This is a genomic window from Streptomyces sp. NPDC002309 (assembly GCF_053593375.1).
The window spans coordinates 97,113-122,223 of record NZ_JBSFCI010000012.1 but is presented as its reverse complement, the minus strand read 5'-3'; the positions used below and the strand labels follow the sequence as shown (position 1 = coordinate 122,223).

The 25,111-nt window shown below is 71.8% G+C and carries 21 protein-coding genes, 1 pseudogene and 1 riboswitch; of the genes and pseudogenes, 10 read left to right on the top strand and 12 right to left on the bottom strand.

Annotated features, from left to right (window positions below; genetic code table 11):
• Nucleotides 1-93 precede the first annotated feature (93 nt).
• Entirely contained in the window at nucleotides 94-783 is a 690-nt protein-coding gene (locus tag ACWCPM_RS13070; RefSeq protein ID WP_450976206.1) for a response regulator transcription factor, read from the top strand.
• The gene (locus ACWCPM_RS13065) at nucleotides 780-2,246 is read left to right on the top strand and encodes an ATP-binding protein (RefSeq protein WP_450976205.1); all 1,467 of its coding nucleotides are present in this window, start codon (nucleotides 780-782) and stop codon (nucleotides 2,244-2,246) included. The genes ACWCPM_RS13070 and ACWCPM_RS13065 overlap by 4 nt, the downstream gene beginning before the upstream one ends.
• A 189-nt stretch (nucleotides 2,247-2,435) precedes the next feature.
• Here the strand turns inward: ACWCPM_RS13065 and ACWCPM_RS13060 are convergent, their stop codons facing one another.
• The 3 genes from ACWCPM_RS13060 to ACWCPM_RS13050 form a co-directional block, all read right to left on the bottom strand.
• Nucleotides 2,436-2,837, bottom strand: coding sequence for an ATP-binding protein (locus ACWCPM_RS13060; protein ID WP_450976204.1), 402 nt, complete (start codon nucleotides 2,835-2,837; stop codon nucleotides 2,436-2,438).
• Between the two features lie 412 nt (nucleotides 2,838-3,249).
• The gene (locus tag ACWCPM_RS13055) at nucleotides 3,250-4,641 is read right to left on the bottom strand and encodes a metallophosphoesterase (protein ID WP_450976203.1); all 1,392 of its coding nucleotides are present in this window, start codon (nucleotides 4,639-4,641) and stop codon (nucleotides 3,250-3,252) included.
• Nucleotides 4,642-4,678: 37 nt separating this feature from the next.
• Nucleotides 4,679-4,918, bottom strand: a complete 240-nt coding sequence (locus tag ACWCPM_RS13050) for an SCO4848 family membrane protein (RefSeq protein ID WP_450976202.1) — start codon at nucleotides 4,916-4,918, stop codon at nucleotides 4,679-4,681.
• A 106-nt stretch (nucleotides 4,919-5,024) separates the two neighbouring features.
• Between ACWCPM_RS13050 and ACWCPM_RS13045 the strand changes: the two genes are divergently transcribed.
• Nucleotides 5,025-6,317, top strand: coding sequence for a D-alanyl-D-alanine carboxypeptidase family protein (locus tag ACWCPM_RS13045; protein WP_450976253.1), 1,293 nt, complete (start codon nucleotides 5,025-5,027; stop codon nucleotides 6,315-6,317).
• A 190-nt stretch (nucleotides 6,318-6,507) separates the two neighbouring features.
• On the opposite strand, the gene ACWCPM_RS13040 is transcribed toward ACWCPM_RS13045, so the two are convergent.
• Entirely contained in the window at nucleotides 6,508-7,437 is a 930-nt protein-coding gene (locus tag ACWCPM_RS13040) for a YihY/virulence factor BrkB family protein (RefSeq protein ID WP_450976201.1), read from the bottom strand.
• A gap of 246 nt (nucleotides 7,438-7,683) precedes the next feature.
• On the opposite strand from ACWCPM_RS13040, the gene ACWCPM_RS13035 reads away from it, so the two are divergent.
• Together ACWCPM_RS13035 and ACWCPM_RS13030 are read left to right on the top strand one after the other, a co-directional pair.
• Nucleotides 7,684-9,054: an FAD-binding protein gene (locus ACWCPM_RS13035; RefSeq protein WP_450976200.1), complete on the top strand. Its 1,371-nt coding sequence runs from the start codon at nucleotides 7,684-7,686 to the stop codon at nucleotides 9,052-9,054.
• A gap of 295 nt (nucleotides 9,055-9,349) precedes the next feature.
• On the top strand, nucleotides 9,350-10,105 hold the full coding sequence (locus ACWCPM_RS13030) for a decaprenylphospho-beta-D-erythro-pentofuranosid-2-ulose 2-reductase (protein WP_450976199.1): 756 nt from the start codon (nucleotides 9,350-9,352) through the stop codon (nucleotides 10,103-10,105).
• Between the two features lie 16 nt (nucleotides 10,106-10,121).
• Here ACWCPM_RS13030 and ACWCPM_RS13025 read toward each other — a convergent pair whose 3' ends face one another.
• Nucleotides 10,122-10,709, bottom strand: a complete 588-nt coding sequence (locus ACWCPM_RS13025; RefSeq protein WP_450976198.1) for a 2'-5' RNA ligase family protein — start codon at nucleotides 10,707-10,709, stop codon at nucleotides 10,122-10,124.
• A 200-nt stretch (nucleotides 10,710-10,909) separates the two neighbouring features.
• Nucleotides 10,910-11,923 carry a tryptophan--tRNA ligase gene (gene trpS, locus ACWCPM_RS13020; RefSeq protein WP_450976197.1) on the bottom strand — a complete coding sequence of 338 codons (1,014 nt, stop codon included), beginning with the start codon at nucleotides 11,921-11,923 and terminating at the stop codon, nucleotides 10,910-10,912.
• 381 nt (nucleotides 11,924-12,304) lie between these two features.
• On the opposite strand from trpS, the gene ACWCPM_RS13015 reads away from it, so the two are divergent.
• From ACWCPM_RS13015 to ACWCPM_RS13005, 3 genes are all read left to right on the top strand, one after another.
• Nucleotides 12,305-12,865: an RNA polymerase sigma factor gene (locus ACWCPM_RS13015; RefSeq protein WP_450976196.1), complete on the top strand. Its 561-nt coding sequence runs from the start codon at nucleotides 12,305-12,307 to the stop codon at nucleotides 12,863-12,865.
• Nucleotides 12,858-13,715, top strand: a complete 858-nt coding sequence (locus tag ACWCPM_RS13010) for a hypothetical protein (RefSeq protein ID WP_450976195.1) — start codon at nucleotides 12,858-12,860, stop codon at nucleotides 13,713-13,715. The genes ACWCPM_RS13015 and ACWCPM_RS13010 overlap by 8 nt, the downstream gene beginning before the upstream one ends.
• A 407-nt stretch (nucleotides 13,716-14,122) precedes the next feature.
• On the top strand, nucleotides 14,123-14,824 hold the full coding sequence (locus ACWCPM_RS13005; RefSeq protein WP_450976194.1) for a hypothetical protein: 702 nt from the start codon (nucleotides 14,123-14,125) through the stop codon (nucleotides 14,822-14,824).
• Between the two features lie 155 nt (nucleotides 14,825-14,979).
• Here the strand turns inward: ACWCPM_RS13005 and ACWCPM_RS13000 are convergent, their stop codons facing one another.
• The gene (locus ACWCPM_RS13000; protein WP_450976193.1) at nucleotides 14,980-16,428 is read right to left on the bottom strand and encodes a glycine hydroxymethyltransferase; all 1,449 of its coding nucleotides are present in this window, start codon (nucleotides 16,426-16,428) and stop codon (nucleotides 14,980-14,982) included.
• 41 nt (nucleotides 16,429-16,469) lie between these two features.
• A riboswitch (ZMP/ZTP riboswitch) is annotated at nucleotides 16,470-16,562 on the bottom strand.
• Between the two features lie 114 nt (nucleotides 16,563-16,676).
• Here ACWCPM_RS13000 and ACWCPM_RS12995 point away from each other — a divergent pair.
• Both ACWCPM_RS12995 and ACWCPM_RS12990 read left to right on the top strand, forming a co-directional pair.
• Nucleotides 16,677-16,916 (top strand): annotated as a pseudogene (locus tag ACWCPM_RS12995) (aminotransferase class III-fold pyridoxal phosphate-dependent enzyme); the annotation flags it as partial.
• A 110-nt stretch (nucleotides 16,917-17,026) separates the two neighbouring features.
• Entirely contained in the window at nucleotides 17,027-17,812 is a 786-nt protein-coding gene (locus ACWCPM_RS12990) for an isocitrate lyase/PEP mutase family protein (RefSeq protein ID WP_450976192.1), read from the top strand.
• 21 nt (nucleotides 17,813-17,833) lie between these two features.
• Here the strand turns inward: ACWCPM_RS12990 and ACWCPM_RS12985 are convergent, their stop codons facing one another.
• From ACWCPM_RS12985 to ACWCPM_RS12965, 5 genes are all read right to left on the bottom strand, one after another.
• A complete protein-coding gene (locus ACWCPM_RS12985) occupies nucleotides 17,834-18,787 on the bottom strand; it encodes an ABC transporter substrate-binding protein (protein WP_450976191.1) in 954 nt (317 codons plus the stop codon).
• 1 nt (nucleotide 18,788) lies between these two features.
• A complete protein-coding gene (locus tag ACWCPM_RS12980) occupies nucleotides 18,789-20,723 on the bottom strand; it encodes an ABC transporter permease (protein WP_450976190.1) in 1,935 nt (644 codons plus the stop codon).
• A complete protein-coding gene (locus ACWCPM_RS12975) occupies nucleotides 20,723-21,889 on the bottom strand; it encodes a quaternary amine ABC transporter ATP-binding protein (protein ID WP_450976189.1) in 1,167 nt (388 codons plus the stop codon). Before ACWCPM_RS12975 ends, ACWCPM_RS12980 begins: the two co-directional genes overlap by 1 nt.
• Nucleotides 21,889-23,418, bottom strand: coding sequence for a GMC family oxidoreductase (locus ACWCPM_RS12970; protein WP_450976188.1), 1,530 nt, complete (start codon nucleotides 23,416-23,418; stop codon nucleotides 21,889-21,891). Before ACWCPM_RS12970 ends, ACWCPM_RS12975 begins: the two co-directional genes overlap by 1 nt.
• An 81-nt stretch (nucleotides 23,419-23,499) precedes the next feature.
• The gene (locus tag ACWCPM_RS12965) at nucleotides 23,500-25,035 is read right to left on the bottom strand and encodes an aldehyde dehydrogenase family protein (RefSeq protein WP_450976187.1); all 1,536 of its coding nucleotides are present in this window, start codon (nucleotides 25,033-25,035) and stop codon (nucleotides 23,500-23,502) included.
• Nucleotides 25,036-25,111: the final 76 nt, after the last annotated feature.

The window sequence follows — 25,111 nt, the reverse complement described above, 5'->3', positions numbered from 1 at the left end:
CGCGCGGTCGTGGACACGACGCGGCCATGACTCTCAAGGAACTCCAAAGCGATCCCGGGCCCGGTTGTCAGTGGCCGCGCCGATACTGGGGGCATGACGACGGCTCCCGGCACCGTGCTGGTCGTGGAGGACGAGGTGAGCATCGCCGACGTCCTCGCGATCGCCCTGCGTTACCACCGTTTCGAGGTCATGACCGCGGGCACCGTCCGCGAGGCGCTCGCCCTGGCCGAGCGCACCAGGCCCGACGCGGCGCTCCTCGACGTCATGCTCCCCGACGGCGACGGCCGGGCCCTCGGCCGTGAACTGCGGGCGCGCCGCCCCGATCTGGCGCTGGTCTTCCTCACCGCGCGCGACGCGCCCGCGGAGATCGTCGGCGCCCTCGGCTTCGGCGACGACTACATCACCAAACCGTTCAACATCGACGAGGTGGTCGCCCGGGTCACCGCGGTGCTGCGCCGCACCCGTCCCGCCGACGTCCTGCCGCAGCGCCCACCCCTGCGCTACGGCGACCTGGAGCTGGACGAGACGACGTACCGCGTGCACCGCGCGGGCAGGTCGGTCGAGCTGACGCCCACCGAGTACGCGCTGCTGCGCTTCCTGGTGCGCAACGGCGGCCGGATAGTGCCCAAGGAGCAACTCCTGCGGCACGTCTGGCAGTACGAGCACGCGCCGTCCGAGTCGACCGTGGTGGAGACCTACATCAGCTATCTGCGGCGCAAACTGGACACCCTGGGACCGCCGGTGATCACCACCCGGCGGGGCGTCGGGTACGGCCTGGCATGAGGTGGCCGAAAAGGCGCCGCGCACGCGGACCGCGCTCCCTGCGCGGCAAGCTGACGATGGCGAACGTGCTGCTGCTCGCCTTCGGCGTCGTCGTGGCGACCTGCGTCAGCCTGATGGGCATGCGGCTGTATCTGCTGGACGCCATCGACCGGGAGCTGATGGTGTCCCGGGACTCGATCGGTGAGACCCCGCTGACCTTCGAGCAGGTCGACTCGCTCACCGCACTGTTCGCCCTGAGCGAAAAGGTGGGGTCCGGCGCCTCAGGCGACGACACCGACTCCCTCGTGCAGGGCTCGCTCTTCGTGGCCGTGGACCGCGAGGGGCAGGCCAGGACCATCGGCGGCATCACTCCGACCAGCGCCCAGCGGGCCCTGGCTGCCGCCGTGGACGATCCGGCGGCCCTCTCCGCCGACACCGAGCCGCACGACCTGGAGATGAGTGGCGGCCACTACCGCGTCACCGCCGGTCGGCTCGCCGACGGCACGACCGTGCTGCTCGCCGCGTCGACCGAGTCCCTGAGGGAGGTCGTCGCGCGTGCCCTCAAGCTCGACATCGCGGCCGGCATCGTGCTGACGGCGATGCTGGCCTGGCTCACGATGTTCAGCGTGCGGCGCCGCACCCAGCCGCTGGAGGACATGGTCGAGACGTCCACGGCCATCGCGGAGGGCGACCTGACCCGGCGTGTGCCGTCCAGCCTGGAACCCACGCTGGAGGTCGAACAGCTGCGGCTCGCCCTCAACTCGATGCTGCACCAGGTGGAGTCGGCGTACCGCACCCGCGAGCACAGCGCCGCCCAGCTGCGCCGTTTCGTCGCCGACGCCTCGCACGAACTGCGCACCCCGCTGTCCGCGATACGCGGCTACCTCCAGCTCTACGACAAGGGCATGCTGCGTGACCCGGCGGACCGCGCACGCGCCTGGGAGCGGGTGCTCGCGGAGGCCGACCGCATGGGCCGGCTCGTGGACGAACTGCTCACGCTCGCCCGGCTCGACCAGGAGCCCCAACTGCGCTTCCGCGACGTCGACGTGAGCCGACTGGTGCGCGACGCGGCCGAGGACCTGCGCGTGCAGCAGCCGGAACGCCCGATGTCCGTCAGCGCCGACGGCTCGGTGCTGGTGCACGCCGACGAGTCCGGGCTCCGGCAGGTCCTGGGCAACCTGCTGGCCAACGTGCGCGTCCACACGCCCGCCGAGGCGCCGGTACGGCTCGCGTTGGAGCGGGCGGACGACGGGGCGGTGCGGCTGTGCGTCGCCGACGACGGTCCCGGGCTCGACGCGGACGACGCGGCCCGCGTCTTCGACCGCTTCTTCCGCACGGGGGGCGGCGCGGGCAGCGGGCTGGGGATGGCGATCGTGCAGGGGGTGGTCCACGCCCACGGAGGCGCGGTGGGGGTGCGCACGGCGCCGGGCGAGGGCATGACGGTGACGGTGACGCTGCCCATGCGGGCGCCGGTGCCTTTGTAGCGCCTGCGTGGGTCCGGTGCCGTGTGGGCGGCCCTCGTGCGCCTGGTGCACTTGAAACCGCCGCGCGCGGACCCGGTGCCCCGTGGGCACCCCTCGGGGGCCCGGCGCCCGTGATAGCGCCCTGCGTGGGCCCGGTGCCCTGTGGGCGCCGTGCATGGACCCGGCGCCCTTGCAGCGCCGTGCGTGGGCCTATGCCCCCGAGTGCACCAGGGCCCACACCGTCTTGCCGTGGGCGCCCCTGCTCCAGACGCCCCACGCGGTGGCTATGTGCTCCACGAGATGCAGGCCCCGACCGGCCTCCTCGTCGTCGTCGACCGCCCTCAGGCGGGGTATGCGGCTGCCGTCGTCCGAGACCTCGAGGAGGAACGAGCCGTCGGCCAGCGCGGTCACCGCGATCTCGAACTCGGCCTCCGTCCGCGGCCCGTGGCGCACGACGTTGGTGGCGAGCTCGGACACCAGCAGCACGGCGTCGGCCAGTGCCGGGGTGCCGGGTCCGAGCCCCCAGTCGGTCAGATGGTCGCGCACCCGGCGCCGGGCGAGACCGACGGAGGCCGGGTGCCGGGGCAGCCGGAAGGCGTAGCGTCTCACCACATTCACTCCTCACCCCGCACACACCTGCGACACATGGTGCTGTGTCCGAGGGCTGTCCGGCATCACTTGGACGGATCCGGCGGTCGTCGAAGCCGCGGGATCGCGTGACGGCGGCCTCCCGTCGGACACCGTGCCCACGGGCCGGACGCGGTCGGCCGGGCGGCTCATGGCCTGGTGGACAGGGATGTCGTGCGGCGGGGAGCGGGCGGACCCCATGCGCCGGCCCCCAGGGCAACACCCAGTCCATCACGGGGTGTTTCCGGTGAAGTAGGCGACTTCACCGAGAGGAGGACGAACTTGTCGGGTGCTCACCTCCGGGGGGATTCACACAATGTTCACAAGGAAGCGACTGTGGGGGACCGCACGGTCGGCGCCCTTCCTCGCGAGAAGGGCCCCTTCAGCCGTCACGGATCTACGCCTGGGTCGACGCCAGCTCGATCACCGTGATGTCGGAGGAGGCACCCACGCGTGTGGGCGGCCCCCAGGCGCCGGCGCCGCGGCTGACGTACAACTGCGTGTCGCCGTAGCGCTCCAGGCCGGCGAGGGTCGGGTTCGCGGCCGCCGCGATGAGGTTGCCGGGCCACAGCTGACCACCGTGGGTGTGCCCGGAGAGCTGGAGGTCCACGTGGTGCTCGACGGCCTCGTGGATCTGGACCGGCTGGTGGGCGAGGAGCACGCACGCGCGCGCGGTGTCGCGGTCGCCGAGCGCCCGTGCGAAGTCGGGGCCCTGCCCCTCGCTCTCGCCCGCGACGTCGTTGACGCCCGCCAGGTCGAACCAGGGCAGCTCCGTCCGCGCGTTCTCCAACGGGCGCATGCCCAGCCGCCGTACCTGCTCGACCCACTGCTCGGCGCCGGAGAAGTACTCGTGGTTGCCGGTGACGAAGTACGTCCCCTGCCGGGCGCGCAGCTGGGCCAGAGGTGCGGCGGCGGGGCCCAGGTCCTTGACGCTGCCGTCGACCAGGTCGCCGACGACCGCGATCAGGTCGGGCTGTGTGCCGTTGATCGTGTCCACGACCTTCTGGGCGAAGCCCCGGCCGAGGACCGGGCCCAGGTGGACGTCGCTGACCACGGCGATCCGGAAACCGTGTGCCGCGCGCGGGAGCTTGGCCAGCGGGACGGTGACCCGCTTCACGCCGGGGCCGTCGAGGACGCCGTAGGTGCCGGCGCCGACCGTGCCGACGGCCGCCGCGGCGGCGGCACCCGCGAGGACGCGCGAGACGAACAACCGGCGGGACGGGGCGGGGTGCTGAGGCCCCTCGCCGGGGGCGGGTGTCCCGGTCTCCGGGGCGGCGGGCTCCGTGGGCGACTCGTCGGAGACGCGGCCGGTGGCGGGCTTGTCGGAGACGCGGCCGGTGGGCTCCCTCGGCGGCTCGTGCGAGGCGGCGGCCTCCTCCTTCGGCGGTGCACCTGCCGGTATCGGTTCGGGCCGCAGTTCGGGCCGCAGTTCGGGCCGCGGCGGCCCGGCGTCGGCCGGCCCGCGCCTGCGCGCGTCGCGGCGCTCCAGGTAGCGCCGGAGGAACGGTCGTACGAGCTCACCGGCGACCACGGCGAGCAGCAGGTAGACCGAGAGTGCGAGCCAGAGGAAGCCGGGCCACGCCAGGGTGCGCTGGAGCCAGAACGGCGCACCGGAGCGTTCGGCCACCAGGGCGCCGATCGCGAACACCCAGCCGCCCGCGATCACCGCCGCACCCACCCGGCGCGACACGCCCGGGCTCCGGGTGGTGTCGCGGAACAGTCGGCGCCACAGATACCAGTTCGCCGCGACGAGGACGCTCACCACGACGAGCAGGAAGACGATCACCATGCCGTTGTTCTCTCCTTGGCCGGGGTGCTGCGGATTGCTAAGACTTGCGGCGCAGTGCGCGCACTCCGCGCAACCCGATGACCCCGACGATCGTCCCCAATACGAGGGAGACGACGGCGAGCGTCAGATGCACCCAGAAGTACGCCGTCGGTCGACCGTCCTCGAAAGCCAGCCCGCTGCTGTCCTTGATCAGGTTGTTGACGAAAGTGACCCAGATGACCCAGCTCCACACCCCGAAGGCGAGCAGGAACCAGGAGATCGGGCGGCTGAGTTTCATGCGTTCAGTATCACCGCAGGGTGTCCGGTTCGTGCGCCGGGGTGGTGCGGGGGACGGGACTTCCGGGGACCGTACATGTACGTTCTCGCTCGTGCCCGCACCGATGATGACCACCCGCGCGCAGAAGACGACCGCTCGGCGCTCTCTTCTGCTTGCTTCCGCCACCCTGTTGACCGTTTCGCTGACGGCACCCGCCGCTCTCGCGGCGCCCCGCCCGTCGCCGAGTGCCTCGACCAGCCCGTCGGCCACTCCCCCGTCGAACATGTCGACGGTGGGGGGCGCACGGCTGGGCCGTCCGGGGACGCAGGTGAACCTGGCGAGCGGGGTCCCGGTACTGCCCAAGGACATCTCCGCACGATCCTGGATCATCGCCGACGCCGAATCCGGCGCGGTGCTCGCCTCGCACAACTCGCACTGGCGGCTCGCCCCCGCGAGCACCCTGAAGATGCTGTTCGCGGACACGTTGCTGCCGAAGTTCCCCAAGACGATGACCCGCAAGGTGGCCCCCACCGACCTGGCGGGCATCGGCTCCGGATCGAGCATGGTCGGGATAAAGGAGAACGAGTCGTACACCGTCCACGACCTGTGGCTCGGTGTCTTCCTGCGCTCCGGCAACGACGCCGTCCACGTGCTGTCCGCCATGAACAAGGGCGTCGACAACACCGTCGCCGAGATGAACCGGCACGCCGAGGAGCTCCAGGCCCTCGACACGCACGTGATCAGCCCCGACGGCTACGACGCCGCCGGTCAGGTCTCGTCGGCCTACGACCTGACGCTGATCGCCCGCTCCGGGCTGCAGAAGAAGGACTTCCGCGAGTACTGCTCGACGGTGAGCGCGAAGTTCCCGGGACAGACGACGAAGAACAAGAAGGGCAAGCCGGTCCGCGACACCTTCGAGATCCAGAACACCAACCGGCTGCTGACCGGCGACTCGGGCCTCTCCCAGTACCAGGGCATCGCGGGCGTCAAGAACGGCAACACCACCAACGCCGGCGCCACTTTCACCGGGGTCGCGGAGCGGGGCGGCAAGGTGCTGCTCGTCACCGTGATGAACCCGGAGAAGAGCGAGCACAACCAGGTCTACAAGGAGACCGCTCGACTGTTCGACTGGGGTTTCAAGGCGGCCGGGAAGGTGGAGCCGGTGGGCGAACTGGTGCCGCCCAAGGGCGCGGTCGGCACCCAGCCCAGCGCCACCGCCACCGCCGCCGGAGCGGCGGCGGGCGAGGCGGGCGGCGGCTCCGGGGCGGGCGAGGAGTCCGGCAAGCCCGTGGCGAGTTCGACGACCGGGAACGGCTCCACCGGCGTCGGGATCGCCCTCGCCGTCACGGCCGGACTGCTGGCGCTCCTCGCGGCCGGTGCGGTCCTGGTGAACCGACGGTGGCCGCTGCGCCGTCGGTGAGCGGAGACGGGGGCCAGGACGGAGGCTGGGGCGGGCGCCCGGGACGAGGCTGGGGCGGGGGCTGGGTGCGGCGGGCCGCCGGCTGGCACGAGAGCCGAGCGGAAGCGTGACGCCGGTGGCGCTGGTGTCCCGGGTGTCCCGGGTGTCCCGGGTGTCCCGGGTGTCCCGGGTGTGTGAGCGTGGCAGCCGCTCAGCCGCCGCTCGGCGCGGTCGCGCCCGCCACGCCGTTCCCGTCGACGCCGTCGCTCCCGTCGGGCTCCGCGCGCTCGGCCTCCGTGCTCGGCGTCGCCGTCCAGGCCGCGCAGAACAGGATCAGCTTCGAGGTGAAGTTGATCCACAGCAGCAGCGCGACGGGCACGCCGAACGCGCCGTACATGCTCTTCGCGGCGACGCCCTGGATGTAACCGCTCAGCAGCAGCTTCAGCAGTTCGAAGCCGACGGCGCCGATCAGCGCGCCCACGATCAACCGCCGCCGGGACGGCTCGACCCCGGGCAGCAGCGTGAGGACGTACAGCAGGAGCAGGAAGGCGGCGAGTACGGCGACGGCGAACGCCGCGGTGCGCAGCAGCAGGCTTCCCCAGCTGTGCTCCTCGAGGCCCAGCCGGCGGGCGCTCCAGCCGACCGCGGTGGACGCGACGGTGGACGCGGCGAGCGTGACCAGCAGCGCGCCGCCGAGTCCCAGCAGGACACCCGTGTCCTTCGCCTTGCGCAGGAGGGGGTTCTCCTCCTCGTCCGGCAGCTCCCACACCGCGCGCAGACAGTCGCGCATCGAGCCGACCCAGCCGATGCCGGTCAACAGCAGCAGCGCGCCGGCGATGATCCCGACGGTGCCGGCGTTGTCGACCAGGGCCCCGATGTTCAGCTGGTCGGAGATGCCGGGGATCTGCTCGGCGATCTTGTCCTGGATCTCCTTCTGCTGCTCCGTGCTGAGCGTGGCGGCGGCGATCGCGGCGCCCACGGTGAGCAGCGGGAACAGCGCGACGAAGCTCGTGAACGTGGTCGCGGCGGCGAGCCGTGTCCACTTCACACGGTCGAGCCGCTCGTACGACCGCCAGGCGTGCGTGACCATCAGCCGGGTGGCCGGCGGGCCGATGACAGGGAGCCTTTTCAGCCAGTCCATGATCCGAGCCTGCCTTCCGCTTCAGCGCCGACACGGCCGACGCGGCCGCCGGACCCACCGTTGATGCCGGACACCACTGTCCTGGTGCCCCGCAACCGCGGGATCGTGACCGGCACCGACCCATTGCTCACGTCAGCGTCCACCGGGATACCCGAATACGGGGTGACATCCCATTAATCACCCATTCCGGGTAGCTCAAGGATGTTTCAGAATCAATACGACACATAGGGCGTTACGGTCACCACCATGCCTGCCGACACCACCACCACACCCCGTCTGATCCGTCCCCGGACCTATCAGGACGCCGTGGCCGCCGTCCAGCACTGCGGTGCTCCCGGGGGCATCCCGAGGGGCTTCGGGCGGGCCTGCGGGGACGCGGCGCGGAACGTCGACGGGGCGGTCCTCGACATGAGGGGCCTGGACCGTATCCACGCCATCGACGTGGCCGGCGGGACCGTTCTGTGCGACGCGGGTGTCTCCCTGCGCCGTCTGACGCAAGTGCTGCTGCCCCTCGGCTGGTTCGTCCCGGTGACGCCCCCGACGGGCCGCGTCACGATCGGCGGGGCGATCGCTGCGGACGTCCACGGCAGGAACCACCACACCGCGGGCTCCTTCACCCGCCACGTGCCGTCCCTCGAACTCCTCACCGCCGACGGCGAGATCAGCACCGTCGGCCAGGGGACCCCCCTGTTCGACGCGACGGCCGGCGGTATGGGCCTCACCGGTGTCATCCTCACGGCGACCCTTCGGCTCCAGCCCGTCGAGACGGCTTGGATGACGGTCGACACCGAGCGCGCCGGCGACCTCGACGACCTGCTGGCCCGTATGACGGCCACGGACCACCGCCACCCCTGCGCGTCCGCCTGGATCGACCTGTCGGCCCGCGGCGCGGCGACGGGACGCGCGGTGCTGACCCGCGGTGCCCACGCGCCGTTGGAGGCCCTGCGCAGGGGCACGCGCGCGCGTAGGGACCCGCTGGCCGTCCGTCCCGCCCATCTGCCCGACCTCTCCGCTCTCGTGGGACCCGACCCCCGCGTCCGGGATCTCGTCGTCCGCGATCTCGTTCAAGAAGGGTTTCTGAGTGGTCGTACGGTCGGATTGATCAATGAACTCCGGTTCCGCAGGGCACCACGCGCGCGTACCGGCCAACTCCGGCGGATCCCCGCCTTCTTCCACCCCTTGGACGGCGTTCCCCAGGGGAACCGGCTCCACGGCCTCGGACGCGTCGTGCGGTACCGGTTCGTCGTCGGACACGGGCAGGAGGAGGCGCTGGGCCGGATCGTGCGGCGCATCGCCGCACTCCGGTGCCCGTCCTTCGTGGCCGTCCTCGAACGCCTCGGGGACGCCGCCCCGGGATGGCTGTCGTTCCCCGTACCCGGCTGGACGCTGACCCTGGACGTCCCGGCCGCCCTGCCGGGCCGCGACGCCTTCCTCGACGGGCTGGACGAGGAGGTGGCGGCAGCGGGCGGCCGGGTCTGCCTCGCCAGGAGTTCCCGGCTCCGGCCCGACCTGCTCGCGACGATGTACCCGAAGCTCGCCGATTTCCGCGCCCTCCGCGCGGAACTGGATCCACGCGGCGCCTTCACCTCGGACCTCTCGCGCCGACTCGATCTGTAGCCCGCCCGCCGGGCACTCGGCCCCCGGCCCACCCTGCCGACCCGACCCGCCTCACCCGCCTCACCCGCCTGACCCGTCAGCGGGTCTCGCTGCCGCCCATCCACACCCGCCACCCGTGGCGTGCCCCGCTCACCCGTGACGTGGCCCCGTGCACCCATGGCGTGCTCCGTCCCCTCATGGTGTGCCCCGCTCAGCCGTGGCGGGTCTCGCTTCGCCACCCGGTGGCGCCCCGTTCGGCCACCCAGCCCTCAGCCCCATCTCCCGGGCCCTCGGCCCGCCCTCCCCAGGAGCTGCCATGAAGGACGCCTTCGGTCTCCCCCGGTCCCTCCTCGTCCTCGGCGGCACGTCCGAGATCGCGACGGCCGTCACGCGGCGTCTGATCATGCGCCGGACCCGCACGGTGTGGCTGGCCGGACGCCCCTCGCCCGCCCTTGAGGAGTCCGCCGAACGCCTGCGCGCCCGCAGCGTGGAGGTGCGCACCGTCGCCTTCGACGCGCTCGACCCCGGGTCCCACGAGACGGTGCTCGGCAAGGTCTTCGCCGAGGGCGAGGTCGACATGGTGCTGCTCGCGTTCGGGATCCACGGCGACCAGGCGCGGGACGAGCGCGAGCCGGCGGGCGCGGTGCGCGTCGCGCAGACCAACTACACGGGCGCGGTCTCGGCGGGCCTGGTGAGCGCCCGGGCGTTGCAGGCCCAGGGCAACGGCTCACTGGTCGTGCTGTCGTCGATCGCCGCCGAACGCCCCCGTCGGGAGAACTTCATCTACGGCTCCAGCAAAGCCGGCCTCGACGCGTTCACCCAGGGCCTGGACGACGCGCTGCACGGGACCGGGGTGCACGTCATGGTCGTACGCCCCGGCCCCGTCCGCTCGAAGATGACCGCGGGACTGACGGAGACGCCGCTCGCCACCAGCCCGGAAGCGGTCGCGACGGCCGTCGAACTGGGGCTGCGCCGACGGTCGGAGACGGTGTGGGTACCGGGAGCGCTCCGTCTGGTGTCGGCGGCGTCGCGGCACGTCCCACGCGCGGTGTTCCGGCGTCTGCCGATGTAGCGGCCGAAGGGGCGCCCTAACGGCCCTGGCGACTGGGGATGGTGCCTCGCTCGACGCTCCCCGCCTGCGGAGGCACCATCGTTCCGCCGAACGTGAAGTCCCGCAGCTTGCGCCACACGGCGTCCGCACCCTGCTCGTAGAGGCCGAAGCCGGTGCAGGCCCATTCGGCCCGGTACTCGGCGAGTTCCTCGAAGGCTCGGTCCATGGCGGCCTCGTCGATGCCGTGGGCGACGGTGACATGCGGGTGGTAGGGGAACTGCAGTTCGCGTGCCACCGGGCCGGAGGCGTCCCGGACCTGCCGCTGCAGCCAGGTACACGCCTCGGCACCCTCGACGACCCGGACGTAGACGACCGGCGAAACGGGCCGGAAGGTCCCGGTGCCGGACAGCCGCATCACGAAGGGGCGCCCGGCGGTGGCGACCTCGGAGAGGTGCCCCTCGACGGCGGGCAGTTGCGCGTCGTCGAGCTCCGTCGGCGGCAGCAGGGTGACATGCGTGGGGATACCGTGAGCCGCGGCGTCGCCGAAGCCCACGCGCCGCTGCTGGAGCAGGCTGCCGTGCGGCTCCGGGACCGCGATCGACACACCGATCGTTACGGTCCCCACGTCGTCTCCTGTCGTCGCGTCGGATACGGGTCTCTGGCGGGCAGGGGTGGCCGTGTTCACGGCCGTCCGGCTATCGACTGTACGGCTCCGGCGCTGCCGTGGGCAGGCGCAGCCGAAGTGATGTGCAGCGCTGTGCGGGGGTACGGGGGTACGTCCCGGGGGCGCGGGTGTACGACCTCGGGTGCGGGCGTACGGCCGGCTCAGTGCTTGGCGGGCAGGAAACCCACCCTGCCGTAGGCCTGTGCCAGGGTCTCGGCCGCGACGGCGCGCGCCTTCTCCGCGCCCTTGGCCAGGATCGAGTCCAGCGTCTCCGGGTCGTCGAGGTACTGGTTGGTCCGCTCCCGGAAGGGCGTCACGAACTCGACCATCACCTCGGCGAGGTCCGTCTTGAGCGCACCGTAGCCCTTGCCCGCGTACTTCTCCTCCAGTTCAGCGATTCCCGCCCCGGTGAGGGTCGAGTAGACCGAGAGGAGGTTGCTGACGCCCGGCTTGGCCTCGGGGTCGAAGCGGATCACGGTGTCCGTGTCGGTGACCGCGCTCTTGACCTTCTTCGCCGTCGCCTTGGGCTCGTCGAGCAGGTTGATCAGGCCCTTCGGCGTGGACGCCGACTTGCTCATCTTGATCGACGGGTCCTGGAGGTCGTAGATCTTGGCCGTCTCCTTGAGGATGTACGGCTTCGGGACCGTGAACGTCTGGCCGAAGCGGCCGTTGAACCGCTCGGCGAGGTCGCGGGTGAGCTCGATGTGCTGGCGCTGGTCCTCACCGACCGGGACCTCGTTGGCCTGGTAGAGGAGGATGTCCGCGACCTGCAGGATCGGGTACGTGAACAGGCCGACGGAGGCGCGGTCCGCGCCCTGCTTGGCGGACTTGTCCTTGAACTGGGTCATACGGGAGGCCTCGCCGAAGCCGGTGAGGCAGTTCATCACCCAGGCGAGCTGGGCGTGCTCGGGGACATGGCTCTGGACGAACAGCGTGCAGCGCTCGGGGTCCAGTCCGGCCGCCAGCAGCTGGGCGGCGGCGAGCCTGGTGTTGGCGCGCAGGTCCGCGGGGTCCTGCGGGATCGTGATCGCGTGCAGGTCGACGACCATGTAGAACGCGTCGTGGGTCTCCTGCAGAGCCACCCACTGGCGGACGGCGCCCAGGTAGTTGCCGAGGTGGAACGAGCCTGCGGTGGGCTGGATTCCGGAGAGCACACGGGGTCGATCAGAGGCCATGCCCCCATTCTCTCAGAGCGGGGGGACCGCTCGCGGACCACTCCGTGCCTGATCCGCATCCGGTCCGCATCCGGTCCGCATCCGGTCCGCATCCGGTCCGCATCCGGTCCGCATCTGGTCCGCATCTGGTTCGAGCCGGGTCCGGACCTGGACCGGACCCGGACCGGAGACCGGTCCGGATCGGGCCTGGAAACCAGTCCCGGACCTGACCTGGAAACCAGTCCCGGACCTGAGCTGGGAACCAGTCCCGGACCTGAGCTGGGAACCAGTCCGGACCTGACCTGGAAACCAGTCCTGCGCGGGTGGGAACCGGATCGACCTGTGCGGTGTAACAAGAGTGTGAGGACGCGGGAGGGGGGCCGCATCGTCGATGAGGCCGCGGTGATCGCACGCGTACGCGCCGGAGACCCGGAGGCGTACGCGGAGCTGGTGCGTGCCCATACGGGCATCGCGCTGCGGGCTGCTGCGGCGCTCGGAGCCGGTGCGGACGCGGAGGACGTGGTGCAGCAGGCCTTCGTGAAGGCGTACTGCGCGCTGGGCCGCTTCAAGAACGGCTCGGCGTTTCGGCCGTGGCTGCTGTCGATCGTCGCCAATGAGACGAGGAACACAGTCCGGACGGCGGCGCGCCAGCGCACGCTCGCCGGCCGCGAGGCGGCGTTCGCCGGGCCCGAGCCGCTGATACCGGATGCGGCCGACCCGGCGGTCGCGACGCTGGAGACCGAGCGCCGCACGGCCCTGGTCGCGGCCCTGGACAAGCTGAGCGAGGAACACCGCCTGGTCGTCACATACCGCTATCTCCTGGAGATGGACGAGTCCGAGACCGCCCAGGCCCTGGGCTGGCCCCGGGGGACGGTGAAGTCCCGGCTGAATCGAGCACTGCGGAAGATGGGCCGGCTGCTGCCGGACCTCCAGCCCCGGGAGGGGGGTGACGAGCGTGGGTGACAGGTCGTACGACGACGACCCCGACCGGTTGCCGGAGGAGCTGCGCGCGCTCGGGCGGTCCCTGGACCCGTCCGGTGCGGGCTCGGAGACGATGGTGGAGCGGGTGCTGGGACAGATACTGGCCGAGCGGGTGCCGGTCCCGGTTCCCGAGCCCCTGGGCGTCGCCGGGCGGCTGCGGGAGGTGGGACGCCGGCTGCGGGCACGCAGGCGCGCACTGACGGCCGCGCTGTGCGGGCTGCTCACCGTGCTCGTGCTCACACCTCCGGTGCGGGCCGCGGTCGTCGACTGGTTCGGCTTCGGCGGGGTCGAGGTGCGCCACGACCCATCGGCGGAGCCCTCCCCGTGGGCCGCGGTGCCCGGCTGCGACCGGCCCCTGTCCCTCACGCAGGCCGCGCGGCGGGCGGGCTTCGAGCCGCTGGTCCCGGACGCGCTGGGTACTCCCGACGCGGTGTCGGTGTCCGGCCTGCCACGAGGGCGTCTCCTGGTGAGCCTGTGCTGGACGGAGCAGGGGCGGACGATACGGCTGGACCAGTACGCCGCGAGCCTCGACATGACCTTCGCGAAGACCGTGCGCGAGCAGCCGCAGTGGCTGTCTCTGGGCACGGGCACCCCTGCCGGGGACACATTCGATACGGCCCTGTGGTTTCCCCGCCCGCACCTGCTGAGCTTCTGGCTGGTGGACGCCGACGGCGTCCGCCACACCCGCGCGGAACGCACGGCGGGCCCGACCCTGCTGTGGGCCGAACAGACCCGGAACGGCGATGTGACCCTCCGACTGGAGGGGGTGGCGGCGAGACAGCGCGCCCTGGAGGTGGCTCGGTCGCTCGGGGAGGGCGGGCAGGAGGGCTAGCATCTGTATCGCCCTGTGAGGAAGCGGCGGCCGTCCTGCCGATCACCCATCACGACCTTCCGCCACTGACCACCGATCACCGATCACCGATCACCGATCACGGTTCTTCCGGTCGCCAACCACGCTTCTTCCGGTCGCCGACCACGGTTCTCCCGGTCGCCGACCACGGTTCTCCCGGTCGCCGACCACGGTCCTTTCGGTCGCTCCTCGCCCGCTTCCCGTCTCCTGCCTCCCACCCCCGAGAATCTTGCGAATCGAGTGCGGGAGGTGGGAACCGGTCGGGGTCGGGCGGTGTACCAGAAGTGACACGCGGCTCGCGGGCGGGCCGCAAAGGGATCGCCCGGTAGGGGGTTGGGATGCGCAGGCACGTGATGTGGTGGACGACCAGGTATCGTGAACTGGCGGTAGTGGCAGGGACTTTGACGGCGGCGCTGGCCCTGCTCACAGGGGTCGCTCCACCGGCGTCGGCGGGTGGGCCCACGAGCGTGCTCATCGCCTCCCCGCAGAGTGCGCAGGTGGAGGGGCTGTACTACTCGGAGGAGCAGTACGGAGAGCTCCAGCGACTGCTGGACGAGCCCCGCACCAGCTCAGCGATCAAGCCGCCGGAAGCCGACCTGGCAAGCGGGAGGCTGATCAACGTCACCTGGCTGCTGCACGACGTGACGCCCTGGCGACACGACCAGCTCTACGCCTCCTCAACCGTGCAGGACGTCTGGATACACACCGCGACCAACGTGCCCGAGTCCATGAAGGGCCACTGGCACCGCGCCAAGCACCCCACCCAGCTGCTCACCTTGCTGAAGGAGCTGGGCGTCATGGGACCCGTGTCGGACCATCACGGCTACCCCGGGCCCGCCCCGGAGGATGAGCTGGCGCAGGGACCCGCGGCGGGCGACGCGGCTGCGGGCTCCGCGGACGAGGTGACCGCGGAGTCCCGCACCACCACCGCGGTGCTGGAGACGAACCGAGCCACAGGCTGGTGGTGGGCGATACCGGGCGCGGCAGCCGGAGCAGCACTGACACTGTTCCTGCGCCCGCTCACCGCCCGTATCTCCACGGCCCGGCTGCACCGCGAGCCCGGTCCACGCCAGGAGCTGCGTGACCTATGAACGGACGACCCGTGAAAAGGCCATCTCTGAGACACCGGGCAGAGCGGGGTGCGGGGTTATCGACACGGGGCCGAATCACGGGAGCGTGCCAACGGGCTCGGTCCGGCACCCGGGCCACGGTGTCTGACCGCCGCCTCCCCGAACCGCCGGAGGCCTCAGCCGAGGTCGATCTCGGGGTACAGCGGGAAGCCGGCCACGAGGTCGGTGGCCCGCTGGGAGATCTCGTCGGCGACCTTCGGGTCCAGGATGTGCTGGGCCTTGGAGGGCGCGCCCTTGCTGGTGGTACCGGGCTCGGTGCTGGTCAGCACGCGGTCGATGAGGCCGGCGACCTCGTCCATCTCCGTGGTGCCCAGACCTCGGGTGGTCAGGGCCGGGGTGCCGATGCGGATGCCCGAGGTGTACCAGGCGCCGTTGGGGTCGGCCGGGATGGCGTTCCGGTTGGTGACGATGCCCGATGCGAGGAGGGCGGCCTCGGCCTGGCGGCCGGTGAGGCCGTAGGAGGAGGCGACGTCGATCAGGTTGAGGTGGTTGTCGGTGCCGCCGGTGACCAGGGTGGCGCCTCGTCGCGTCAGGCCCTCGGCAAGGGCGCGGGAGTTGTCGACGATGCGCTGGGCGTAGTCACGGAAGGAGGGCTGACGAGCCTCGGCGAGGGCGACCGCCTTGGCAGCCATCACATGCGGGAGCGGGCCGCCGAGGACCATCGGGCAGCCGCGGTCGACCTGGTCCTTGAGGGAGTCGTCGCACAGGACCATGCCGCCTCGCGGGCCGCGCAGCGACTTGTGGGTGGTGGTGGTGACGATCTGGGCGTGCGGTACCGGGTCGAAGTCGCCGGTGAGGACCTTGCCGGCGACGAGGCCGGCGAAGTGGGCCATGTCGACCATGAGCGTGGCGCCGACCTCGTCGGCGATCTCTCGCATGATCCGGAAGTTCACGAGACGGGGGTAGGCGGAGTAACCGGCGACGATGATCAGCGGCTTGAACTCACGGGCCTGGGCGCGCAGGGCGTCGTAGTCGATCAGGCCCGTGGTCGGGTCCGTGCCATAGGAACGCTGGTCGAACATCTTTCCGGAGATGTTCGGGCGGAAGCCGTGGGTGAGGTGGCCTCCGGCGTCCAGGGACATGCCGAGCATGCGCTGGTTGCCGAAGGCGCGGCGGAGCTCTGCCCAGTCGGCCTCCGAGAGGTCGTTGACCTGGCGGACGCCGGTCTTCTCCAGGAAGGGGGCCTCGACGCGGTCGGCGAGGACGGCCCAGAAGGCGACGAGGTTGGCGTCGATGCCCGAGTGCGGCTGGACGTAGGCGTGGCGGGCGCCGAAGAGCTCGCGCGCGTGCTCCGCCGCCAGTGCCTCGACGGTGTCGACGTTGCGGCAGCCGGCGTAGAAGCGTCGGCCGACGGTGCCCTCGGCGTACTTGTCGCTGAACCAGTTGCCCATCGTGAGGAGGGTGGCGGGCGACGCGTAGTTCTCGGAGGCGATCAGCTTGAGCATCTCGCGCTGATCGGCCAACTCCTGGCCGATCGCGTCGGCGACGCGGGGTTCGACGGCACGGATCGCATCGAGAGCGGAACGGAAGGCGGTGGACTCGGTGGAGAGGTGCTGCTCTGACATCTCGGCCTCCGGGCGGCGTGGCGTACAGCGGTCACGGTTCACGGTTCGGCCCAGGCGCACGGCACTCGATCACTGCTCGAAGGCCGCTCCCCGATGGTCGATCCCATCCCAGCGCGCCAGTCACGGCCCGTGGCCAGCCTACCGGGAGCGCCGGAAGATCCACGTTCCCGGTCCACCATGCGAGCGACGACGGGAAGAGGGTTCAGCCTCATGTTCGGGAGCCACCGTGGAGCCCACGGAAAAGCCATGTCGCCGGATCCGAGGCGCACAGCGCGCACACCTGCGGCCCGCTGCCGGTGGTCGTCGCCACGGCCGACGGTGCCTGGATGACGGAGGCGGAGGCGGAGGGTCGACGCCAACTGGATCCGCCGGCCGGTTGTTCGGCGCTCCACTTCGGGCACGGCAATCGGAGGTTGATCGACGCGGCCAAGGCGCAGCTGGAGCGGGTGACGCTGACGACCCGCGCCTTCCACCATGACCGGTTCGCCGCAGGGAGGTGGCGTACGCCCGGCCGCTGCTGCGCGCGACTGGTGGTGACTCGGCTGGTGGTGACTCGGCTGGTGGTGAGTGGGGGCCGCCCGGAGGGCAGTGTGGAGAGGTGACGAAGACAGAGACGTTTCGCGCGCTGCACCGTCGGCCCGACCCGGCCGAACCCCTGATCCTCCCTGGCCCGTGGGACGCGGCCAGTGCCCGGGCCTTCGTGGACGCGGGTTTCCCCGCGCTCGCGACGCCCAGCGCGGGGGTCGCCGCCTCGCTCGGGTACGAGGACGGGCGGACGCCGGCGGACGAGATGTTCGCCGCGGTCGCCCGGATCACGCGGGCCGTGGACGTGCCCGTGTCGGCGGACGTCGAGGGCGGGTACGGGATCGCGCCCAAGGAACTGGTAGAGCGGCTGTTGGAGGCCGGGGCCGTCGGGTGCAATCTCGAGGACTCCGGCGAGGGCGTCCTCAAGGACCCGCGCGAGCAGGCCGAGTTGCTGGCCGAGGTACGCGCGGCGGCGGGCGACCGGCTGTTCGTCAACGCGCGGATCGACACATACCTGCAAGGGGTCGGCGATCCCGAACGAACCATCGAGCGGGCCGCGTTGTACGTGGCGGCGGGCGCCGACTGCGTGTATCCGATCTGCGCGCCCCCCGAGGTGCTGCCGCTGCTGCGGGCCGGGATCGAGGGACCGATCAACGTGTTCGCCCGTCTGGACGACTCGGCGGGCCCCTCGCTCGCCGAGCTGGGCGAGCGAGGGGCGACGCGGATCACCTTCGGGCCGGGACTTCAGCGCCGGGCCGCCGAGGCGTTGCGCCGGATCGCGGCAGAGGTCATGAAATCAAGTCACCCGGCCGGGCTCACACGGCCAGGAGGCCCGGCCGAGCCGACCGAACGGCCATGACCGTCAGGACAGCCATGACCGTCAGGACAGCCACCGCTTCCACGTGGACTCGTGGCTGTCCACCCACTTCTCGGCCGCCTCCTCGGGGCTGAGCTTCTGCTCGGCGATCATCAGGGAGACCTCGTTCTGGTCCTCGGTGGTCCACTGGAACTTCTTCAGGAACCGGGCCGCCGCCCCGCCGTCCTTCGCGAAGTCGGCGTTCAGATACTTCTGCAGCGGTGTGTGCGGATAGGCGCAGGCCACCTTCGCCGGGTCCGCGTCGCAGCCCTCCTTGTAGGCGGGCAGTTTCACCTCGGTCATCGGGACCTTCTGGAAGAGCCACTGCGGTGAGTACCAGTACGTCAGGAAGGGCTTCTTCTCCTTGGCGAACTGCTTGATCTGCGTGATCTGCGCGGCCTCGGAACCGGCGAACACCACCTGGTAGTCCAGGTCCAGGTTCTGCACCAGCGCCTTGTCGTTGGTGATGTAGGAGGGCGAGCCGTCCATCAGCTGACCCTTGCCGCCGCTCTCCGGGGTGCGGAACCGGTCGGCGTACTTGTTCAGGTTCTTCCAGTCGGTGACGTCGGGGTGCCGCTCGGCGAAGTAGGTCGGGACGTACCAGCCGATGTGCCCGGTCACCCCGAGGTCGCCGGCGCCCACGATCGTCTTCTTGTCCTTGACGTACCGCTGCTCCTCCTCAGGGTGTCCCCAGTCCTCCAGAAGCGCGTCGACGCGGCCCTGGCTGAGAGCGTCCCAGGCGGGGACCTCGTCGATCTGGACGGTGTCGACGCGGTAGCCGAGTTCGCGTTCGAGCAGATACCGGGCGACGGCGACGTTCGCCTGCGCGCCCACCCAGGACTGCACGGACAGGGTGAGGCTCTTGGTGCCCCGCGCGTTCGCGAAGGGCGAGGCCTGCTCGGTCATGTCGGCGGCGCCGCAGCCGGTGGTCAGGGCGAGCAGCCCCGCCGCCGCGACGACGTTCGTACGTGTGCGCATGTCAGGCTCCCTTCCTCGCACGGCGTTCCGTCGGCTGTGTCACCCGGTCGAGCATCAGTCCGAGGCAGACGATCGCGCCGCCGGCCACCAGACCGGTCGCGAGGTCGCCCTGCGCGAGGCCGAGGACGACGTCGTAGCCGAGTGCTCCGCCGCCGACCAGGCCGCCGATGATGACGACGGCGAGGACGAGCACGACACCCTGGTTGACCGCGAGCAGCAGGGCCGGGCGGGCGAGCGGGAGCTGGACCTGGCGGAGCTGCTGTCCGCCGGTCGCGCCGAGCGAGCGGGCCGACTCCAGCGCGGCGGGGTCGACCTGCCGCAGGCCCTGGGCGGTGATGCGCACGACGGCGGGCAGCGCGTAGACGACGGCCGCGGCCACCGCCGGGGCGCGGCCGACACCGAACAGCGCGACGACGGGGATCAGGTACACGAACTGCGGCATCGTCTGGCAGACGTCGAGGACCGGGCGCAGGGCACGCTCGAAGCGTGCGCTGCGGGCGGCCGCGACACCGGTCGCGAAGCCCAGGACGAGGGTGACGGCGACGGCGGCGAGGACCTGGGAGAGGGTGTCGAGCGACGGCTCCCAGACGCCGAGCACGCCGATCGCCGCCATGGCGAGGACGGCGGTCAGCGCGGTGCGCCAGGTGCCGATCAGCCAGGCCAGGGCGGCCACGACGAGCAGCACGGACCACCACGGCAGCCATTGCAGGCCGTCGCGCAGCGGGTCCAGCACCCAGGTCGTGAAGCGGCCGGCCCAGTCGGCGGTGCCGCCGACGACCGGGACACCCGAGTACAGATGGGCGGTCATCCAGTCGACGGCGCGGTTGACCGGCTCGGCGATGTCCAGGGTCCAGGCCTCGGGCCAGTCGGCACGGCCCAGCAGGCGGGCGGCGACCGCGGCGGCCACGGCGGCGGCCAGGACGTAGGGCCATCCGCCGCGTGGGCGTTCGCCGGTGCCGCTGCCCGCGGCCGCGGTGACGCGGTCCAGCACGACGGCCAGGAGCACGATCGGGATGCCCGCGGCGAGGGCCGCGCCGACGTCGACCGAGGCCAGCGCCTGGTAGACGCGGTCGCCGAGACCGCCGGCGCCGATCACGGAGGCGATGACGGCCATGGACAGGGCCATCATGATCGTCTGGTTGAGGCCGAGCAGGAGTTCCTTGCGGGCCAGTGGGATGCGGGCGGTCAGCAGGCGCTGGCGCGCGGTGGCGCCGAGCGACTCGACCGCCTCCAGCACGCCCTTGTCGGCGCCGCGCAGGCCGAGGGCGGTGAGGCGGGCCATGGGCGGGGCGGCGTAGACGACGGTGGCCAGGACGGCGGCGGGGACGCCGATGCCGAAGACCAGGACGACGGGGAGCAGATAGGCGAACGCCGGGAGCACCTGCATGGTGTCCAGCAGCGGGCGCAGGGCGCGGTCCATGCGGTCGGACAGTCCGGCGGCCAGGCCGAGCAGGGCGCCGACGACGACCGACGCCAGCACCGCGACGACCATCAGGGCCAGCGTCTGCATGGTCGGCACCCACATGCCGAGCAGGCCGCAGGCCAGGAACGCGGCGGCCGTTCCGAGCGCGAGCCGCACCCCGGCGACGCGCCAGGCCAGGAAGGCGCCGAGCGCGCCGACGCCCACCCAGCCGATGGCGAGCAGGCCGAGGTAGACGGCGCGCACGGACAGGACGACCGCGTTGCTGACGTGGCCGAAGAAGTAGAGGAACAGGGGGTGGCTGTCCCGGTTGTCGATGATCCAGTCACTGGCGCCGGTCAGCGGCCCGGTCAGATCGACGGTGAGTGCGTCGGGCCAGCTCCCGCTCGCCCAGCGGGCGGCCGCCGGCGGCACGAGGATCGCGGCGGCCAGTGCCAGCAGGGCGAGTTTGACGACGACGCGGTTCTTCAGCAGGGCGGGTACGGCACGGGGAGGCGAAGCGGTGACCGTGGCCATCAAGCCACCCCCTTGCCGGGTCCCGAGGCCGTACGGGGCTCCGCACCGGGTCCCGAGACCGCCTCGGGCTCCGCACCGGGTCCCGGAACCGTACGGGGCTCCGTGCCCGCCACGACGCCCAGCAGCCGCTCGTGGTCGACGACCCCGAGGCAGCGGCCCCGGTCCACCACGCGGACCGGTCCGCCGCTGCGCGCGACCGCCTCGATGGCCTCGGACACCGTCGCCGTCGGGGCCACCGCCGGTCCGGCCCCCGCCTCCTGCGCGGACGCGGGCCGCATGGCGGTGCGGACGGTCATGACCTGTTCGCGGGGCACGTCGCGGACGAACTCGCGGACGTAGTCGTCGGCGGGCGAGCCGACGATCTCCTCGGGGGTGCCGAGCTGGACGATCCGGCCGTCGCGCATCAGGGCGATCCGGTCACCGAGCTTGAGCGCCTCGTTGAGGTCATGGGTGATGAAGACCATGGTGCGGCCCTCCTCGCGATGCAGCCGGACGACCTCCTCCTGCATCTCCCGCCGGATCAGCGGGTCGAGAGCGCTGAACGGCTCGTCGAAGAGCAGCACCTCCGGGTCGACGGCCAGCGCACGCGCGAGGCCGACCCGCTGCTGCTGGCCGCCCGAGAGCTGCGCGGGTCTGCGCTGCTCCATTCCGGCGAGGCCCACCTTGGCGACGACCTCCGCGGCCTTCTCGCACCGCTCCGCCCTGCCCATGCCCTGGATCTCCAGGCCGTAGGCGACGTTGTCGAGGACGGTGCGGTGCGGGAGCAGCCCGAAGTGCTGGAAGACCATCGCGGCGCGGTGCCGGCGCAGTGCGCGCAGCCGGGCCTTGTCCATGGCGCGGACGTCCTCGCCGTCGATGGCGATGGTCCCGGCCGTGGGCTCGATCAGCCGGGTCAGACAGCGCACCAGGGTGGACTTGCCGGAGCCGGACAGGCCCATGACGACGAAGACCTCGCCCCTGCGCACGTCGAAGGAGACGTCGCGGACGGCGGCCGTGCAGCCGGTGCGGGCCCGCAGCTCGTCGGCGGGCAGGGCGGTCAGTTCGGGGTCGGCGGGCACTCGTTCGGCCTTCGCGCCGAAGACCTTCCACAGCCCGTCCACCGAGAACACGGGGGCGTCCGCCCCGGTGGTGCCGACGGCGGCCTCGTTCACAGTGGCGTGGGTCATCACGCACTCCCTCCGATCAGTTCCACGGCCCGTTCGCCGACCATCAGCACTCCGATCATCGGGTTCACGGCGGTCATCGTCGGGAACACGGACGCGTCCGCGATCCGGATGCCCTCCAGCCCCCTGACCCGCAACTCCGGATCCACCACGGCCAGTTCGTCGGTGGCGGCGCCCATCCGGCAGGTGCCGGCCGGGTGGTACACGGTGTGCGCGACCTTGCGGGCGTACTCGCCGAGCGCCTCGTCGCTCGTGACGTCCGGGCCGGGGCACACCTCGCGCTTCAGCCAGCCCGCCAGCGGCTCGGTCCTCGCGATCTCGCGGGCGATACGGATGCCGTCGACGAGGGTGCGGCCGTCGTAGTCGTCCTCGTCGGTGAAGTAGCGGAAGTCGAGCGCGGGCTTCTCGGCGGGGTCGGCGCTCTTCAGGTACAGCCGCCCCCGGCTCTTCGGCTTGGGGATGTTCGGGGTCATCGAGACGCCGTGCGGCGGGCGTTCGTAGCCCAGGCGCTCCGGGTTGTCCGTGAAGGGGATCTGGTAGAAGTGGAACATCAGGTCGGGGCCCGCGTGTTCGGGGTCGCGGCGCACGAACAGGCCCGCGTCGGAGTCCATCGCGGAGTTCTCCGGGATCGGCCCGTCGGTCTCCCAGACGATCACCGACTCGGGGTGGTCGAGGAGGTTCTCGCCGACGCCCGGCAGGTCGAGCGCCACGGGTATGCCGAGCGCCTCCAGGTCGGCCTTCGGGCCGATACCGGAGTGCAGCAGCAGCCGGGGCGAGTCGACGGCGCCCGCGCACAGCACGACCTCGTCGCGGGCGCGTACGAGGATCTCCTCGCCGTCCTTGGTGCGGACGTGGACGCCCTCGGCGCGGGTGCCGTCCAGCTCCAGCCGGTACGCCCAGGTCTCCAGCAGGATCGTCAGGTTGGGCCGCTCGTCCATGACCGGGTGGAGGTACGCCACGGAGGCGGAGGAGCGCTTGTTGTCCTCGGGGTGGTAGGCGAGGTCGAAGAAGCCGGCGCCCTCGGTGAACGGCTTCCTGTTGAAGCCCTCGACACGGGGCACCCCCAGAGCGGCCTCGGCTGCGTCGACGAAGTCGCGGGCGATGGCGTTGCGGTCCTTCTCGTCGACCGGGACGACGTTGTTCTTGAGCCGGGCGTAGTACGCCTCCATCTGCACGGCGCCCCAGCCCTCGGCGCCGGCCGCCTCCCACTCGTCCCAGTCGGAGGGCAGCGGTTTGAAGGCGATGAGGGTGTTGTGGGAGGAGCAGCCGCCCAGCACGCGGGCGCGGCTGTGCCGGATGTGGGAGTTGCCGCGTGGCTGCTCGGTGGTGGGGTAGTCGTAGTCGAGTTCGCCGCCGAGCAGGCCCATCCAGCAGCGCAGGGTGAGGACGTCCTCGCGGCCGACGTCGCTCGGGCCGCCCTCGATGACGGCGACGGTGACGTCGGGGTTCTCGGTGAGGCGGGAGGCGATGACGGAGCCGGCCGTCCCGCCGCCTATGACGACGTAGTCGTAGATATGGGTGTTCTCGGGCATGGGGTCGGACTCCGGTTTTCCGGTGGGGGGTGGGGACGGGAGCGGGCCGGGCCCGCGAACCGGTGGTGACGGGTGCGGGGCTCAGCCCGCGAACCAGCGCACCGGCTTCGGCGCGAGGTTCTGGTAGACGTGCTTGCTCTCGCGGTACTCGGCGAGCCCGGCGGGTCCGAGTTCACGGCCGACGCCGCTCTTGCCGAAGCCTCCCCACTCCGCCTGCGGGAGGTAGGGGTGGAAGTCGTTGATCCAGACCGTGCCGTGCCGCAGCCGCCCCGCGACCCGGCGGGCCCGCCCCGCGTCGGCGGTCCAGACGGCGCCCGCGAGCCCGTACTCGGTGTCGTTGGCGAGCGCGACGGCCTCCTCCTCCGTGCGGAAGGTCTCCACCGTCAGGACGGGTCCGAAGACCTCCTCGCGGACGACCTTCATCTCGCGGTGGCACTGGTCGAGCACCGTCGGCTCGTAGAAGTAGCCGTTCGCGGGCCGGGATTCGCCGGGCTCCGGACGCTTGCCGCCGCTGCGCAGCACCGCTCCCTCCGCCAGCGCGGAGGCGACGTACGACTCCACCTTGGCGCGCTGCTGCTCGGAGACGAGGGGGCCGCACTCGACGCCGGAGCCGGTGCCGCGGCCGAGGCGGATCTTCGCGGCGCGCCGGGCGAGTTCGGCGACGAAGCGCTCCCTGACCGACTCCTCGATGATCAGGCGCGCGCCGGCGGAGCAGACCTGGCCGCTGTGGATGAACGCGGCGTTGAGGGCCTGATCGACGGCGGTGTCGAAGTCCTCGTCGGTGGCGCAGGCGTCGGCGAAGACGACGTTGGGGTTCTTGCCGCCGAGTTCGAGGGCGACCTTCTTGACGGTGGGCGCGGCGGCCGCGGCGACCTTCGTGCCGCTGACCAGTCCGCCGGTGAAGGAGACCAGGTCGACGTCGGGGTGCTCGGCGAGGCGGGCGCCGACGGTGTGACCGGGGCCGGTGACGATGTTCGCGACCCCGGCGGGCAGCCCGGCCTCGGTCAGCAGGTCGATCAGGGCGACGGTCGTCATCGGCGTGACCTCGCTCGGCTTGACCACGAAGGTGTCGCCGGCCGCGAGCGCGGGCGCGATCTTCCAACTGGCCTGCAGCAGCGGGTAGTTCCAGGGCGTGATCAGCGCGCAGACGCCGACCGGTTCGTGCACGACGACGCTGTGGATGTCGGGCGAGCCCGCGTCGACGACCCGGCCGGCACCCTCACCGGCCACGAGGTCGGCGAAGTAGCGGAAGGCGTCGGCCACGCAGTCGATGTCGACCCGGCCCTCCTCGAGGGTCTTGCCGGCGTCCCGGCTCTCCAGCAGGCCGAGTTCCTCGCGGTCGCGGAGCAGCAGGTCCGCGACGCGGCGCAGCACGGCGGCGCGCTCGGCGACGGGGGTGCGGGGCCACTCGCCCTGCCCACCGTCGAAGGCGTCGCGGGCCGCCGCGACGGCCAGGTCCGCGTCCTTCTCGTCCCCTTCGGCGACCACGGCGAACGGCAGGGCGTCCACGGGGTCGAGGATCTCGCGCGTGGCGCCGGACGTGGCGGGTCGCCACTGTCCTGCCACGTGGATCGTGTCGCGCGCCTGGGGCACCTGGCTCTCCGCTCTGTCCGACATGCTCGGTCTTGCCTTCCGTTCCTGTTCAGGAGTGTGTGAGCGCCTGCCCGTACCCCTTTCAGGCATGCGCAATCGA